Origin of the sequence: Lactonifactor sp. BIOML-A5, assembly GCF_009677585.1 — a bacterium.
In the GTDB taxonomy this organism is placed as follows: Bacteria; Bacillota; Clostridia; order Lachnospirales; family Lachnospiraceae; genus Lactonifactor.
In genome coordinates, this window is record NZ_WKYV01000005.1 from 163,500 (window position 1) to 180,070 (window position 16,571).

The following is a 16,571-nucleotide window of genomic DNA, read 5'->3' on the forward strand; positions in this document are numbered from 1 at the left end:
GGATTGAAATGTCTATCACAATCAGAGAGAATATGTTTAGAGTGTATCATCATCAGGTTCCAGAATTTTTGCCCATGATTTCGGATATTCAGAATATTGCAACCTTAGAACCGGGTTTTCCCTGCTGGATAGTAGGAGGGGAGAAGCCAGGAAAGGTGGAACGGGACTGGTTCGGACAGAACTGGGTGTATGAATCGTCTGTGCGGGCGTATAATCCTGACGCGTCAGATTATTGCATCCATGACATCACCCGGTGGAGAGACTATATAACGGTTCCGGATCCGGATTCTATTGACTGGGAAGCTCAGTTTTCCAGAGAAAATGTTCAGGTTGACCGGGATAATAAATTTTTATTGCTAAAGGATGGTTACGGTTTGTGGGAACGGGCTTTCTGCACCATGCCTATTGTGGATCTGCTTTGCAACCTGGTGGAAGAGCCGGAAGCCTGCGAGGATTTTTTTAAAACCATTGCCGATTATAAAATAAAATTGCACAACTATTATATTGCACAGTATCGTCCGGATGCCTTGTGCATGCATGACGATTATGGAACTGGACAGGGATTATTCATGTCTCCGGAAACCTGGAGAAAGCTAATTAAGCCTCATCTCCAGCGGGTAATTGCGAATATTACCGATCAGGGGGTAATTTATCAGCACCACTGCTGTGGAATGTTAGCACCTATTGCAGAGGAAATAGCGGAAATGGGGGCAGATGCCTGGGAAAATGTTCATGTGGTCAACAATCCGTTAAAATGTAAAGAAAAGTTTGGAAATAAGCTGGCTTTTATCGGGGGTGTGGCAGATACACAGATGCTGGACGGTGACAGGATTACGGAAGAGGAAATCCGTAATCATATCCGTAAAGTGATGGATGAGATGCTGCCGGGCTGCGGAACGGTAATCTATTCTGCCTGTAAGGCGCACCCGGAGCGGATGCAGGTGATAAGAGAAGAAATGCTCAGCTACGGGCAGCAATTCTTTAAAGAAAAAAGGCCGGAATAAAAAGGATATTTGTAGGACAGAGTATGAAAAAAATGGAGGGGAACTATGGAATTGTTGAAGCTGGGTATTACACTACTTTTGTTTCTGTGTATCTTTATTGCTTTAAAAAAGAAAATCAATTTTGCCATATCCCTGACGATACTGGGGCTGGTGGGAATTTTCATTGGCTGTGTGCTGAATGACACCACGCCTATGGGGGAGAAAACCACGGGTGTACTACTGTTCGATGTCTTTGAATACTTTGAAGCTTATGGAATTGCAGATACTTTGACCAGGTCTGGAATGAATATCCTAACCATTATGGGATACATAGCGTATATGGAACATCTGAAAGGATCTACACTATTTGCCGTATTGGTTTCTAAGCCCATTATTGGAATCAGAAATAAATACCTGCTGGTCTTCTGCACCTATTTACTTTCCGCCTTTTTAATTCTGGTAATTCCCAATGGGACGGGAAGGATTGCCCTGTTACTAGGGACTGTTTATCCGGTGCTTTGCGCTGCTGGAGTTCATCAGACGACGGCGGCTACAGCAATTTTTACCGGCAGCATGTACCTGTTCGGGCCGGTTGCCCCCACCATTGCTATGGGAGCCGGTTATATGGGGTATGAGGACTTTAATCTGGCGGAGCATTTTATCCGCTATGAGTGGCCTTGGGCTTTTGCATCAATTTTTACAGGCGCAGTTGCTTTTGTAATTATATCAGCGCGTTTTGACCGGAAAGGGGAGGAGCAGGGAGCTCTTAATCCTCTGGCAGCTTTGGATGTGAGTCAATTGGAAGTTCCAAAGTACTATGCCATATTTCCGGTGATTCCGCTGGTGCTGATGATTTTGTTCAGCGGGCTGTTCCCCTCCCTGCCCGTATTGTCCATTCCCTGTGTAGAACTGATGAGTTTTATTTTTGTTTATTTACTTGTCATACTTGTTTCCAAGGAAAAACGGGAGGCTGTCAATGGAGGTTTCGAGTTTTTTAAAAGTATGGGGCAGACAGTAACCAGAATTATCAGTATTGTTATTGGCGGTGTTATGTTTGGACAGGCGGTACAGTTTATTGGAGGCATTCATGTGTTACTTGGGCCTTTTGCGGATTCCGGAGAGAACTTGAACTTGCCTCTATTCATTGCCCTTTCCGCAGCAGGTGCTCTCCTTATTGGGGTAATCTCTGCTAATAATTATGGCCCTATGAGTATTTTGGGGCCAGTTTATGAAACGATTGTAAAGACTTCCGGGGCAAATCCTGATTATCTGATGCTTGCGCTGTGCAATGTACCCCAGTTTGCGCTGGGAATGTCTCCGGCTACGGCACATGTAGCTATGGTCAGCGAGAGCTGTGGTGTGGAAATTCCTGTTCTGGTGAAACGGGCCTGTATCCCCCTTTTATTATCCGCGGCTGTATATGTGGCGGGGGCAGGCATTATGGCATGACTGCGAGAAACCTTACTGAAAAAATTGTGCAGTATATGGGGTATTTAATGTCACGTCCCCTTATTATCCCGCTGCAAAAATGTTATGGCTGTTGAGACAAGTAAAAACCAGAACAAATACTAACTTGGAACAATAGGTTCGTGGCTTCTCTATAAGCTGACAGGTGGGGAGACGTTTAAGAAGGATTATTCCAATGCTTCCCGAAGTTTGTGACAGCAATGTACTGTTACCGAATATAATAATTAAACATAAACCTCGTAACTGACAGGATAGCCAGTTGCGAGGTTTCTTGTATTTACAAAAGACTCTTCACACTGTCACGTATGACCAATTCCCCATTCACCGCTACTTTAACATAAGAAGTGCAAGGCTGATCCAGCTGCTGTACCAATTGAGATACGGCCTCTGCTCCAAAGCGCTCCTTAGGTACCCGTATGGTAGTAAGTTTTGGTTCAATGAGAGAACTGATAGGGCGATCTGCAATACCGATGAAGGAAAAGTCCTCAGGTATGGCGTAACCCAATTGCTGCATCCCGCGCATTGCTCCAATGGCAACTAAGTCATTGTCAGCCAAAAAAGCCGTTGGTGCATCCGGAGCTTTTAATTGTTCGGCAGCCTTCAAGATTCCCTGGCAGGCCGAATCAATGGGATAACCTACGGTATAGGTGTAATTTCTCATATCATTAATACCAAAATGCTGTAAGGCAATGTCGGACCACATCTCCCGTTCCTGGAAACTTCTGAATGACAGTCCGCTTCTAAGGTAGCCTATGTTTCTATGGCCCTGACTGATAAGGTATTGGACGGCCAGATACGTACATTGCTCATTGTTTACGGTAACGGAATTGATATCTTTATCGTTATAATAATTATCCAGAAGGACAAAAGGAAGTCCCAGATCCTGGAAATTCTGAATCTCATCCCCCTCCATTTCAGTAGCAAATATAATGTATCCAATACAATTGGCATCCAATATGTACTGTATCTGCTTTTCAGCTTCTTTTCGTTCAATGGTAATAATGTTCAGGTTATAGCCGCACTTCCTTGCGGCTGTCTCTACGCTGTCCAGGACTTCCGGATAGAAGGCGTGTTCCCCTAAGATTTTGCCGCTGTTTTTAAATATTACAAAGCCAAGGGTTTTGTTAGGCAGTGCATTGGGGTCGTGCTTTATGAGATTTGTATAACCCATTTCTTTGAGTTTGTCTAATACATTGGCGCGGGTTTTATCGCTGATTCCCGGTTTTCCGTTCAGCACCAGGGATAAGGTCGCGGCGGATATGCCGAGTTCTTTCGCAAGCTCTTTAGCTGTCAATATGTGAACCTCCTTAAAACTATAGGCAGCAAGCTGTCTGATGGTAGATTCTGCTGCCCGAGGATTATTTTAATGATCTAGCTACTATTATATAAATAATTTATAAAAAAGTCAATGTCAGCCTGAAATTGCGATATCTGTGGGTAAGTGCAGGTTTACTCAAAGAATAATAAGGCGATTAAAAAAGTAGTTGCTTAAAGGTTTTCTTTAAATGATTTCGAAATCGTATAAAATATTTATAAATATTGGTAAACGAAGGAGTGATGGTTAAGCATTACAAGAAATGCATATGTGATAATAACCAAAAATAAAAGGGAATAATAGGATAATATACATAAAAAATAGTTATTATTGGGAAATATATTGACAAAAGTGTTTATAAAATGTATACTCCGAATTATAAATTATTTATAAATGATTTAGAAAAATAAATAGTGCACGAAATAGCAAAGTAAAAGAAATCACATAAAATTTTATGCAGTTTGAAAAGAGGAGATAAGAAAAAATGGACACAACGAATATTCGCTATATTATTTTTGATACTTTTGGAACGGTTTTGGATTGGCACCATTCCATTGTATCTCACGGGAAAGAGCTTAATAAAAAATACAGTCTGAATATTGACTGGGGAACGCTCGCCATAGGATGGAGAAATGATGGATATTTTAAGGCAACCTTTGACATAGCCCATGGAAAGCGTGAGTGGGTTCCGGCAGATACTATTTTTACGGAATATCTGGAGGAAAGAAAAGAAAAACTAGGGTTACAGGTACTGTCAGAAACAGATTATAAACAATTATGCCGAATCTGGCACAGACTGTCTCCCTGGCCCGATGTATTGGAAGGGTTGCACAGACTTAAAACAAAGTATGCCATTGGGCCCTTTTCCAACGGGGATTTTAATTTAATGGTTGACATAAAGAAAGCAGCAGACCTGCCCTGGGACTTTATAACAACTGCCGACTTATTTCAAAAGTTTAAACCAGACCCGGAAGTGTATGTGGATGAAATTAAATTGCTGGGGGCAAAACCGGAAGAGGTTGTTATGGTGGCGGCACATCCCTTTGATCTGGACGGAGCTAAGCTGGCGGGGTGTACAACCATATATGTGCCAAGACCAAAGGAGTACGGCGAAGGGACAGACTATAAGGAACCGGCCGGAAAAGAAAAGATTGATTATACAGCGGAAGACTTTACTGCGCTGGCAGAACTGCTGAATGCTTAAAGTGATTAATGAAGGAAATAGACGAAAAGGAGATACATATGTTTAAAATTTAGGTGATTGTGGAAATTATCAGCTGGATCATTGTGTTTGGTGCTGCGCAAGGACTGTATTCAAAAAATACTATAGACAGGAAAGGCGGGGAAGAGTCATTATGATGAAAACTACATTTATAATCTTATTCCTTATATATTTGGTGGCAATGGGGGTACTTGGGGTAAAAGGACTGAAAAAAACAACGGATATGAAATCATTTGCTGTCTCTTCCGGAGATGTAAACCCTTATATTGTGGCGATTACATGGGCCGCTACCTTTATGAGCGCAGGGACTTTTCTGGGTTTGCCCGGGCTTGCTTATAAAAATGGGGTGTCGCTGCTGTGGTATCATATGGGGCACTGGTTTCCTGCTATTCTAATGCTTGCCCTGGTGGCGGGAAGCTATCGGAAGCTTGCGAACAAAACGAATGCGCTGACCATGCCTGACTGGCTGGCTGATGTGTATCAAAGCAAGGGGCTGCGTCTGCTTATCGGGATTGTCTGCCTGTGTAATATTGTCCCTCTTGCTGCCCAGTTTGTAGGCGTTGGAACGCTGATGAATGCCACTCTGGGAATTCCCTATGATGTAGGGGTGCTGATTGGTGTCGTTGTTGTTATGATTTATCTGTTTCTGGGAGGTACCTATGCCCATATTTATACAAATGTCGTCCAGGGAACACTGATGTGTATTGTCTCTATTGTAGTGGTAGTGACTGGCTTTGTTTTGTTCGGAAACGTGTTTACAGAAGTTCCCAGGATGCTGACAGAGATTGATCCCAACCTGTCCTCTACATTTAATCCTTCAGATGCGGCGTTTGCCGGACCTGTTGCAATCGCAGGAATCTTTATTTCAAATGCCTGCTGGTCTTTGAATCCTCAGCTTATGAATAAAGTACAGTATCTGAAGACAAACCGTGATTTGAAAAAATTCATTCTTTTTGCCGGATTCTGCTTATTTATCGGAGGTATGGTTATTGTGGGCGGTTTGTACTCCAGAATTCTGACTCCTGATACACTGGCCAACGCTGACGACGCGCTGCCCACTTTTGTTAAGATGGTATATCATCCTGTAGTCGGCGCGTTTTTTAATGTGGTTCTGGTGGCTGCGACAATGTCAACCACGGACGGCGTTATGGTAATGCTGGCTACTGTACTGGGGAACACGTTATACAGACAGACCTATATCCAGCATAAAATTGACTGCGGGCAGAAGGTGGATGTAGAGAAAGCAGACAAAAACTCTCTGGCAATTGCGAAATGGTCAGTTGTTCTGGTCGGTTTGGCCTCTCTCCCCATAGCATTTAACAGGCCCAGTTCCCTGAATGTATTAAACTGGATTGGGACAGGCGTGATTTTGAGTGCTGTGGCGGGTCCCCTGCTAGTGGCGGTAACCCAGAAGAAGGTTCACAAGCTTTCCGCTATTGTGTCTGCTGTGTGCGGTATCTCTTCGTATCTGATTGTCTATGTGGGGAAACTAGTGTTAAGTGTGTATCTGTCTGTGGGAATCGGATGCGTTGTCAGCCTGGCAGTGGCTTTCATAGTCAACTGGTGGATGATACATCAGAACGCGGATCAGGCTGTCCAGCTGCGGGACTAATGCAGAGATTATATAAATTGTGTGCATTTCACCTGGCAAATGCCGGGAAGAACATAGATATGGGGAAGATGGACCATTTATTTGGTTATCTGTAAAAATTATACGTCTGATGCTTAGGGGCCCCCTCTCCCCAATTTCCGTACCGCCGCCTGATACGTCCGGCGGCGGTGGCTCCTATAATAAAATGGATACCCGGAAGCAAGGATTACAAGCATAACTTGGAATTCTTGTTTGCCGAGGTCTTTTCTTGATATAGAACAGATAAGTCCTCTATTTTTATACTAAATTCCGTGATCCAATTGTCTAATTATACCATAATAGAATAAACATTCCGATGCAAAATTCTTATTTTATTAAGGAACAGAGGTTTACTTCTTATAGCCAACCAGTTCCTTTCAATTCCAGCCTTTGGTGAATATAAAAAAGCAAGGCGGTCATAGCCTCATAATGACCTTCTTGCTTTTTACATCAATTTGATTTTATTTTTCTATAACGTTACATGACAATATCGGTTTATTAACCTAAAATTTTTTTCGATACGTTTACACAGTATATACAGCGATCATGTAGTAATAGCTTACTGCTCCATCTGCCTTCCTAAAAACCCTGCGGCTACTGCAGCCACTTTTTTCTCAGTCTCATCCATTTTCACGCTGCCGTCCCTGCATAATAGGAGGACGGCTCCAATGGCATCTCCCGCGCTTGTTATAGTGTATATGGTTTGTCCGGTATAAGACTGACTGTCATCCTCCACTATTTTAATAAAGTTCCCGCTTGAGGTACAGCTGGACTTTCTTTCTGCAATAAAGCCCTCCAGGTCTTTATTAATTCGTCTGCCCAGATATTCCTTGGCACCGGGACCTGCCGCCGCCACTATCTGGTCATGATCTGCAATACAAACCAGACTTCCCATAGTGGTTGACAATGCCTCCGCATATTCTTTAGCGAAGGCTCCCAGTTCCCCGATGGGGGAATATTTCTTCAGAATGATTTCTCCTTCCCGATCCGTAAAAATTTCCAGAGGATCGCTCTCCCGTATCCGTAATGTTCTTCTTATTTCTTTCGGTATTACAACCCGGCCTAAATCATCGATTCTTCTGACTATCCCTGTAGCTCTCATACAATCTGCTTCCTCCATGCTATATTTTCTATTACATTTTTATCTGTAGATAAATGTATTATTTGTAAAATGAAGGAAATTATGCTTAATTCATTAATTTTTACTTTTAATAAAATTATTCATCTTTAACTCTTAAATTATAGTACTTTAAGGCCGGAAAGGCTTATTTCTTGAGCCTGTTATAACCACATATATTTTTTAAAAGAAAACAGTTGACTTTCTTCTTCTACAAATGTAGTATATATTTAGATACTACATTTGTAGAAGAAAGAGAGGAAGAGTTGCATGAAGAAAGAAATTCAAAAGTTACCGGATTCAGAGTTGGATATTATGCTTGCCCTCTGGAACGGCCATCCGGACATGACAAGACTTGAGATTGAGGAATATGTTAATCAAAAGAAAAAACTGGCCACGACTACGATTTTATCCCTTTTAGCACGCTTAGAAAAAAAAGAGTTCGTAGCTGTCAGAAGAGAGGAAAAATTAAATTATTATACCGCAGTAGTGAAGGAAGAGGCGTACAGGCAGCAGGAAAGCAGGACTATCATTGAAAAGCTATATGGGAATTCATTAAAAAATTTTATCGCTTCTTTCTATCATGGTAAGGGGTTAAAGCAGGAGGAGATTAAGGAATTAGATGAATACCTGCATGAACTGGAGAAGGGGGAGTAGTTTATGATGGATTTTATGATAAATCTGGCAAAGATTAATTTATTTGCGGCTGCCTGTGTTCTTACAGTATTTGTCCTGTCCAGAGTACTTGGCAGTAAATATTCCGCGCGATGGAAATACATTATGTGGCTGGTCTTATCCGTGTATTTACTGTTACCAGTGAATTTGTCAAAGATATCTCCATGGAAGGTTGAGATCCCACTGCCCGGGGTAACTGCCGGTTTGTCTGCGGACGAGGCAGATGGACTGGGACTGGAGCATACAGCTTTAACCGGAGGGGAGAGAGCAGCGGACAAGACTGATATAACACCAGAGGACAGCGCAAGGATAAGTAAGGGAGAGCCTGTGCCCACCGGAGAAGGAGGGATGCTTGGGGATAGAGCATTGTATTCCTATGTTTTTTTCCTGGTTTGGATCCTGATAGCAGTGGGCGTGGGAATATGCAGAGTGTTTTCGTATCAACTTGCTGTGAAAAAACTATACCGCTGGAGCGCACCTGAGACAGACAGCAGAAGGCTCAGAGTATATGATGCTGTATGCAGAGAATATCATATAAAAAATGCTCCCCGGGTTTTTAAAAATAACTTTATCACAGGGCCTCTGCTGGCAGGTATTTTCAAAGCCCGCTTATATTTGCCGGAGAATACTTATACAGATAAAGAACTAAGAATGATCTATGCACATGAACTGTGCCATTACAGGCGTAAGGATCTGTGGTATAAAGCACTGCTTATGCTTGTGAATATCATATACTGGTTCAATCCCGCAGTCTATCTTATGGTGAGAGAAGCGGAACGGGACTTAGAGTTCTTGTGTGACAGTAAAGTTCTGGAGGGCAGGGATAAGAACGATCACTATATATACAGCAGACTTCTGCTGCACACGGCGTTAAAAGCACACGGGAGCAAAGTTTATCTGACGGCAAGCCTGCACGATGGAAAAGCAGAGTTTAAGCGCAGGGTTGCTAATCTAATGGTAGGGGATAAGCTAAAAAGGGGGATAGTTCTTGCCTGCGTTTTAGCGGTGTCTCTTGTTTCAGGAAGCACCCTTATGGGGTGCTCTGTAGGACCGGGGGAGGAGGAAAAGGAAACAGTTAGCGCAGAACAGCGGGGGATACCGGAAGACAGTACGGTTAAGAAGCCTGCAGAAGAACAGACGCCGTCAAAGGTGATTACAGCAGAGGGGAACGAGAATACCGAAAAGGAAAAAGAACAGCCAGCCGCCCTTAAGGAGAAGCTCTCGGATGAATCTGCTCCGGAAGCCGCGGCAGAACCAGATGCCGTAGTATTTCCCCAAAACAGGAAAACTTCTTATTACAACAGCAGTGACCCTACCGTTATTTTTACGGTAACGGATATTAGGGAAAAAGATATTGTCTTTGATTTGATAGATTATGACAGTGAGACACCTAAAGATGAATACGGGGAAGACGCATCCTATAGAGAAATCAAGGGGGCATCTGGTACTCTTACAGATGAAAATACAGTCATTTATCAGGATCAGAACTATAATCTTACGATTGTCTGGGACACCAGTGACCCTAATCTGATTGGAACAGTAACCATCACCGGAACATATCCTGCTAACAGCAGTCTGACAAACGGTACCTGCATAAGCCAGGAGGACAGTAATTCTATGCAGATTAGGTGAAAATTGTATAGATCTGCCTGCCCTGAAAGGAGTTTACTGGACCGAAACAGCTTTATAAGGCAGCCAAGAGTGACTACATTGACATAAGAGCTTAGTAAAATAAAGGAGAATCCAAGATGAGATTATTTGATTTGCACTGCGACACAATCGTTCCATTGTGTGACCGGAAAGAGGACTTTTACTGCCGGGACACACAGTTTTCTCTGGCAGATCTGGATAAGTTTCAATGCCTGTGCCAGACTATGGCAGTCTTTGTGCCGGATATCTGTCCGAAAGGAGGAGGGAAAGCCTATGCGGACCGTTATCTTGACTATCTGGAGGAACTGGCGGTGCTTCAGGGAGATATTGCCGGGCTGGCAGAGTCGGCGGCTGATATAGAGGCCCTTACTAAAAAGGGTAAATGTGCCCTTATCCGCTCCATTGAAAGCGGGAGGGCATTAGACGGCGATTTAGAGAATGTCTCGCATTTTGCGGGCCGGGGTGTAAAGATAATGACGCTTGTGTGGAATGGAGAGAATGAATTAGGTTCAGGGAATAGCGCCAATGGGGGGCTTACTTCTTTTGGCAGACAGGTTATCAGAAAAATGGAAGAAGTGCATATGATAATTGATGCCTCCCACCTGAACGATCCCGGATTTGACGATCTGTGCAGTGCCACGGACGGCCCTTTTATTGCAACCCACTCTAATCTGCGGAGTGTGTGCCCTCATAAAAGAAACTTAAAAGACTGGCAGTTTCAGGAAATTGTAAGGAGAGGGGGACTGGTGGGCGTTAACCTGTACAGACACTTTTTGGGGGAGGATGGATCCGGCTGTCTGGATCAGGTGTACCGGCATGTATCCCATATGCTGGAGCTTGGGGGAGAAGATGTAATTGCTTGCGGCAGCGACTTTGACGGAGCTGAAATCTCCCCGGATTTGAACTCCCCTTTTAAGCTTGGAGCGGCGGCCGCGTATCTGTTATCCCATGGGATTTCCCAGGCTGTTATAGATAAAATGTACTTTGACAATGCTATGGCCTTTCTAAAGCGCACAGAGGCATAAAGAGACCTGGAGCACTGGCATAAAAGCGCAGCCCCCAGGCCGGCATGTACTATTTTATGGAGGCAGACCCCATTTCTTCCAACAATGCCTTTTTTAACTCGTACAGGCGATCCGACAAGTCTACATATACCTCCGAGGGGTTCATAAGCCGCCGGGTCTCATCCCAGAGAGTATCCAGTTCTTTTCTGCAGTAATCCCTGATTTCCATAACAGAGGGGGACTGGTATACACACTCCCCTTTCAGGAACACCGGTACCAGGAGTTCCCGGAGGGTATAGGTTCCCCCAACGATTTTTGTCCGTTTCCAGGTGTCTATGGGATCAAAGATAATCATATCCTGGGATGTATCAAAGGATTCCTCTGCCAGGCAGATGAGATCAGCTCGGATCTTCCCGGTGGCTTTACTGTAGATTCTGTAAATGGTTTTATTTCCGGGATTGGTGACTTTTTCGGTATTCTCGGAGAGCTTAATCTTGGGTGTGAATTCTGCGGCATCCTTATCCCGGATGGCGGCCATCTTATACACGCCACCGAAGGCCGGATGCCCGCTGGAGGTTATGAGGTTGGTCCCCACACCCCAGGAATCAATTTTAGCTCCCTGGGTCTTCAGGCTGTCGATCAGGTATTCGTCGAGATCGCTGGAGGCGGCGATGGTAGCATGGGTAAAGCCTGCGGCGTCCAGCATTTTCCGTGCTTCCTTGGACAGATAGGCCAGATCTCCGCTGTCCAGACGTATTCCGTAGTGAGTCAGAGGATGCCCTGCGTCCTTCATCTCCCGGAATACCCGAATGGCGTTGGGAACACCTGATTTCAGCGTGTCATAGGTATCTACCAGAAGAGTACATGCGTCAGGATACATATCCGCATAGGTTTTAAATGCAGTATATTCATCCGGGAAGCTCATAATCCAGCTGTGCGCATGGGTACCCAGAACCGGCACATCAAACATCTGGCCGGTGAGTACATTGGAGGTTCCCACGCACCCTCCGATCATGGCTGCCCTTGCGCCGAAGATTCCGGCATCCGGCCCCTGGGCCCTGCGGAGCCCGAATTCCATGATGCCTGCGCCCTTGGCAGCGTAGACGATTCTGGAAGCTTTGGTAGCGATGAGACTCTGGTGATTGATAATATTTAAAATAGCAGTCTCAATAAGCTGAGCTTCCATGACAGGTGCTACGACTTTCAGGAGCGGCTCCTGGGGGAAGACAACAGTTCCCTCCGGGATAGCATAGATATCACCGGAAAAAAAGAAGCCCTTCAGATAATCCAGAAAATCCTGCTCGAAGATATGCAGGCTTTTCAGATAAGCAATATCATCGCTTGTAAAATGAAGGTCTTTAATATATTCTACAACCTGCTCCAGACCTGCGGCAATGGCGTATCCGCCCTTGCAGGGATTGGTTCTGTAGAAGACATCGAATACAACAATCTGATGGGTAGGATTTTTAAAATATCCCTGCATCATAGTCAATTCATACAGGTCGGTCAGTAAGGTAAGATTCATAGCTCTCATAACAATAGCTCTCCTTCAAAAGATTTGTAGCTATTATAACACAATTCCAGAAAAAACGTGCAAATATTTGGTATTTTTGACAGTACAATCGGGGAAAATGGAAGAAAAAAACACCGGATGCTTAGATCCGGTGATATTCCTCCAAGGTAAGACCTGTAAGAGATAGATAAAGAGCCAAAGATTTGGATACATATCGGATATGCCAGGGTTCATAGGCGTACCCGGTGACGGCCTCTTTGCCTTTGGGATAGCGGATGACAAAGCCGTACAGAGGGGCATAGGCTTTCAGCCATTTGCCGGCCTGGGTTTCAGCAAATTCTTCTACCAGGTCAAAGGCAACATCGGGACAGGAGACATCCAGGGCAAGCCCTGTCTGGTGCTCACTGGCTCCCGGGGGAGCCACAAGAAGTTTACATAATTCTTCCGGCGGAGAGTCAACGGTCAGATTGGCTTTTTTTAAAGCGGCTTCATAGAGCTCCTCCTGGCGGCTGTAGGGCCGGTAGCCGGAGACCCCCCAGAGGGTAATCTGACAGCTTTTTGCCCTCTGAAACAAGGCGTGCACAGCCTTTGCCGCGTCTTTTCTCAGGAGCCGCTTGGGATCCCCTGCCGGTGCATCAAAGGGGATGGAGGGTTCCACCAGATTCTTTGGAATGTATGAGGCAGGCAGGCGGTACTCCCGGTTTACTAGTACTGAACAAGATGACATGGGTTCCATCCTCCTTATGAAATGGTTCTATTATAATCTTATGCGCCTGGCCAGGAGAATATGTCTTGACGCAGACAGAGAATCCCGATACTATATGGGGGAAAGAGTAAGGAGACGGATGATAAGATGACAGAATATTTAGTGCGCAGATTTGTGAAAGATTATGAGGACATCGGACGTGAGGAGGTCAGGACCAGATATGGAATCCTTTCCAGTATAGTGGGTATCCTCTGCAATGTACTTTTATTTGGGATAAAACTGCTGATTGGAATGCTGATGCACAGTATTGCGGTTATGGCGGACGCATTTAACAATCTGTCGGATGCGGCATCTTCAGTGATCAGCTTTGTGGGGGTGAAGATGGCCGGCAAACCCGCGGATAAGGAGCATCCCTTTGGCCATGGAAGAATGGAATATATTGCAGCTTTTATAGTTGCGTTCCTTGTAATACAGGTGGGATTTTCATTTTTCAAAAGCAGTGCTGGGAAGCTTATGCACCCGGAGGCGATAACATTTCAGCTGGTTCCCTTTTTGATTCTGGTCCTTTCTGTGGGGGTGAAACTGTGGATGGGACTGTTTAACAGAAAGCTGGGAAAGCGGATTAATTCTAAGGTTATGCTTGCCACATCAGCAGATTCTATGGGGGATGCGGTGACTACATCAGCTACCCTTATCTCCATTCTTATCTGCAGATTTGCGGGAGTCAACATAGACGCAGCGGCGGGCCTTCTGGTATCCCTGATGGTTATGTGGGCCGGAATATCCATTGCGAAGGAAACACTGGAGCCGCTGATAGGGGAGGCAGCAGATCCGGAATTATATAAGAAGATATCCGAAATGGTAGAGGCTTATGATGGAATACTGGGAACGCACGATCTGATCGTACATAATTACGGACCCAATAAAAGTATGGCCTCCATCCATGCAGAGGTTCCCAGGGATGCGGATATTGAGGAATCCCATGAGATTATTGACCGGATAGAGCGGGAAGTGGCCAGAGAACTGGGGATATTTTTAGTGATTCATATGGATCCTATCGAAGTCAGGGATGAAGAAGTGCTGAAATCAAAACAGGAGCTGGAAGAGGTCCTGCAGAGTATTGACGAACGGCTGAACATGCATGATTTCAGGATGGTGAAGGGCAAGAGACAAATTAATCTTATCTTTGATCTTGTGGTTCCCTTTGATTACGACAAAAAGGGGCAGGAAGAATTATTAGATAAGGTTATTCGAATGATGCAGGAAAAAGACAGACGGTACCAGTTCGTGATCACGGTGGATCAGGGGTTTGTGGGTACATAATAAAAAAAATAAAAAAAATTCAAAAAAGTACTTGCATTTAAATACGTTATATTGTATAATTCATTTTGTCGCGAAATTGGGCTATCGCCAAATGGTAAGGCAACGGACTCTGACTCCGTCATTTCAAGGTTCGAATCCTTGTAGCCCAGCTTATGAAAGTCCCAAGTCTTACTTGGGACTTTATTTTTTGGTACAGAGAAATTTACCGAAAGGTTTGGATGTATTATGCCCCAGGGAGGCTGATGGGGCTAAGAAGAAAGGAAGGAGCAGCATGTATTCATTTGACAGCAGGATTCGATACAGCGAGGTGGGAGAGGACAGAAGGATTACGTTAAACGCCATATTAAATTATTTTCAGGACTGCAGCACCTTCCATTCAGAAGATGTGGGATTAGGAATCGACTATCTGGCAGAACATAAGAAGGTATGGCTTTTGTCATCCTGGCAGATTGTCATCGACAGATATCCCTCACTGTGTGAAAAAGTAACGGTAAGCACCTGGCCCTATGATTTCAGAAAATTTCTGGGGAGCAGGAACTTCACCCTCACAGACGGGGAAGGGCAGATGGCGGCCTACGCCAATTCCCTCTGGGCATACATGGATCTGGAGACAAATTCACCGGCTCTGGTAGCCCCAGAGCAGATCGAAGGCTATCAATTGGAGGAAAAGCTGGATATGAACTATGCCCCCAGGAAAATCAAGCTTCCTTTGGACAGTCGGATACAGGAGGCATTTCCGGTACGGGCCCATCATCTGGATACGAATCACCATGTGAACAACGGCCAGTATGTACAGATGGCAATGGAGTGGGTGCCTGAGGACTTCACCATCCGTCAGATGCGGGCAGAATATAAAAAGCAGGCAGTGCTGGGAGATATGATAAGTCCCAGGGTACATGCTATAGATGGAGTGTATACCGTAGCCCTGTGCGATGAGCAGGGAGAAGTATATGTGATAGTTGAGTTTCAGGGGACCCAAAAGGGGACGTGTTCTTTCTAGAAAGAACACGTCCCAAAATCGGACTGACCTGTCCCTTTTGATATTTGTTTGGAGAAAGCGAAGGAGTAAAAATGATTCAGTTAGGTAAAAAACAGGAATTGACAGTTGTTAAAATCGTTGACTTTGGGGTATATCTTGGAGAAAAGACTGGCGCCGGGGAGAAGGAAAGGGTATTGCTTCCCAAAAAGCAGGTACCCGAGGGAACCGGGGAAGGGGATGTTCTTACGGTCTTTATCTATAAGGACTCTTCGGACCGGCTGATTGCCACCATACGGGAGCCGGTGGCGGAGCTTGGCCAGCTGGCGGTGCTGAAGGTGGCTGCTGTTGGCAAGATCGGCGCTTTTCTGGACTGGGGGCTGGAGAAGGATCTGTTTCTTCCTTTTAAGGAGCAGACGAAACGTGTGCACGAGGGCCAGGAGTGCCTGGTGGCCCTGTACGCGGATAAGAGCGACCGCCTCTGTGCTACTATGAAGGTTTATCATTACCTGAAAAAGAATTCCCCCTATATTATCGGGGATGAGGTGACGGGAAGGGTCTATGAAATCAGTGATAATTTCGGAGTGTTTGTGGCTGTGGACAATCAATATTCTGGTCTGATTCCCAAGAGGGAAGCACAGGGAGAATATAAGGTTGGAGATGTTCTCTCCTGCCGTGTGACCAATGTGAAGGAAGATGGGAAGCTGGATCTCAGCACAAAACAGAAGGCATATATCCAGATTGACGAGGATGCGGTAAATGTTCTTCAGGTGATTGAAGAATTCGCCGGGGTACTGCCTTTTGATGACAAGGCGGCACCGGAGGTGATCCAGAGAGAATTCGGCCTGAGCAAAAATGCGTTTAAGCGGGCAGTTGGCCATCTGCTGAAGGAAAAAAAGGTAAAGATCGAGGGCGGCAGGATCTATAAACTGTAAGATCAATCTTCACGCGAGGGACAAGTTATGATATAATGAGCGTTAGCGAGCCATG

General features: G+C 44.9%; 14 protein-coding genes and 1 tRNA gene. 11 read left to right on the forward strand and 4 right to left on the reverse strand.

The window, feature by feature from the left end; all coding sequences use genetic code 11:
- The first annotated feature begins 8 nt into the window (after nt 1-8).
- Entirely contained in the window at nt 9-1,004 is a 996-nt protein-coding gene (locus GKG41_RS05480) for a uroporphyrinogen decarboxylase family protein (protein WP_154257555.1), read from the forward strand.
- A gap of 45 nt (nt 1,005-1,049) precedes the next feature.
- Nucleotides 1,050-2,432 (forward strand): C4-dicarboxylate transporter DcuC, encoded by a 1,383-nt coding sequence (gene dcuC / locus GKG41_RS05485; protein ID WP_154257556.1) that lies wholly within the window; start codon nt 1,050-1,052, stop codon nt 2,430-2,432.
- A gap of 295 nt (nt 2,433-2,727) precedes the next feature.
- On the opposite strand, the gene GKG41_RS05490 is transcribed toward dcuC, so the two are convergent.
- Complete coding sequence (locus tag GKG41_RS05490; protein ID WP_154257557.1) at nt 2,728-3,744, reverse strand: LacI family DNA-binding transcriptional regulator; 1,017 nt, start codon at nt 3,742-3,744, stop codon at nt 2,728-2,730.
- 505 nt (nt 3,745-4,249) lie between these two features.
- On the opposite strand from GKG41_RS05490, the gene GKG41_RS05495 reads away from it, so the two are divergent.
- Both GKG41_RS05495 and GKG41_RS05500 read left to right on the forward strand, forming a co-directional pair.
- On the forward strand, nt 4,250-4,969 hold the full coding sequence (locus tag GKG41_RS05495) for a haloacid dehalogenase type II (protein WP_154257558.1): 720 nt from the start codon (nt 4,250-4,252) through the stop codon (nt 4,967-4,969).
- A gap of 151 nt (nt 4,970-5,120) precedes the next feature.
- Entirely contained in the window at nt 5,121-6,599 is a 1,479-nt protein-coding gene (locus GKG41_RS05500) for a sodium:solute symporter family protein (RefSeq protein ID WP_154257559.1), read from the forward strand.
- A 577-nt stretch (nt 6,600-7,176) separates the two neighbouring features.
- Here the strand turns inward: GKG41_RS05500 and spoVT are convergent.
- The gene (gene spoVT, locus GKG41_RS05505) at nt 7,177-7,719 is read right to left on the reverse strand and encodes a stage V sporulation protein T (protein ID WP_154257560.1); all 543 of its coding nucleotides are present in this window, start codon (nt 7,717-7,719) and stop codon (nt 7,177-7,179) included.
- A gap of 285 nt (nt 7,720-8,004) precedes the next feature.
- Here spoVT and GKG41_RS05510 point away from each other — a divergent pair, with 285 nt between their 5' ends.
- The 3 genes from GKG41_RS05510 (at nt 8,005) to GKG41_RS05520 (ending at nt 11,084) form a co-directional block, all read left to right on the forward strand.
- Nucleotides 8,005-8,391: a BlaI/MecI/CopY family transcriptional regulator gene (locus tag GKG41_RS05510; RefSeq protein WP_154257561.1), complete on the forward strand. Its 387-nt coding sequence runs from the start codon at nt 8,005-8,007 to the stop codon at nt 8,389-8,391.
- A gap of 3 nt (nt 8,392-8,394) precedes the next feature.
- Nucleotides 8,395-10,041 carry a M56 family metallopeptidase gene (locus tag GKG41_RS05515; RefSeq protein ID WP_154257562.1) on the forward strand — a complete coding sequence of 549 codons (1,647 nt, stop codon included), beginning with the start codon at nt 8,395-8,397 and terminating at the stop codon, nt 10,039-10,041.
- Nucleotides 10,042-10,157: 116 nt separating this feature from the next.
- Nucleotides 10,158-11,084, forward strand: coding sequence for a membrane dipeptidase (locus GKG41_RS05520; protein WP_154257563.1), 927 nt, complete (start codon nt 10,158-10,160; stop codon nt 11,082-11,084).
- Nucleotides 11,085-11,133: 49 nt separating this feature from the next.
- Here the strand turns inward: GKG41_RS05520 and GKG41_RS05525 are convergent, their stop codons facing one another.
- Together GKG41_RS05525 and GKG41_RS05530 are read right to left on the reverse strand one after the other, a co-directional pair.
- Nucleotides 11,134-12,597, reverse strand: a complete 1,464-nt coding sequence (locus tag GKG41_RS05525) for a nicotinate phosphoribosyltransferase (protein ID WP_154257564.1) — start codon at nt 12,595-12,597, stop codon at nt 11,134-11,136.
- A gap of 121 nt (nt 12,598-12,718) precedes the next feature.
- The gene (locus tag GKG41_RS05530; RefSeq protein WP_154257565.1) at nt 12,719-13,303 is read right to left on the reverse strand and encodes a M15 family metallopeptidase; all 585 of its coding nucleotides are present in this window, start codon (nt 13,301-13,303) and stop codon (nt 12,719-12,721) included.
- Nucleotides 13,304-13,429: 126 nt separating this feature from the next.
- Here GKG41_RS05530 and GKG41_RS05535 point away from each other — a divergent pair, with 126 nt between their 5' ends.
- The 4 genes from GKG41_RS05535 (at nt 13,430) to GKG41_RS05550 (ending at nt 16,516) form a co-directional block, all read left to right on the forward strand.
- Entirely contained in the window at nt 13,430-14,605 is a 1,176-nt protein-coding gene (locus GKG41_RS05535; RefSeq protein WP_154257566.1) for a cation diffusion facilitator family transporter, read from the forward strand.
- 77 nt (nt 14,606-14,682) lie between these two features.
- Nucleotides 14,683-14,754, forward strand: a tRNA-Gln gene (locus GKG41_RS05540).
- A gap of 122 nt (nt 14,755-14,876) precedes the next feature.
- A complete protein-coding gene (locus tag GKG41_RS05545; RefSeq protein WP_154257567.1) occupies nt 14,877-15,605 on the forward strand; it encodes an acyl-ACP thioesterase domain-containing protein in 729 nt (242 codons plus the stop codon).
- A 71-nt stretch (nt 15,606-15,676) separates the two neighbouring features.
- A complete protein-coding gene (locus tag GKG41_RS05550; protein ID WP_154257568.1) occupies nt 15,677-16,516 on the forward strand; it encodes a S1-like domain-containing RNA-binding protein in 840 nt (279 codons plus the stop codon).
- Nucleotides 16,517-16,571 lie beyond the last annotated feature (55 nt).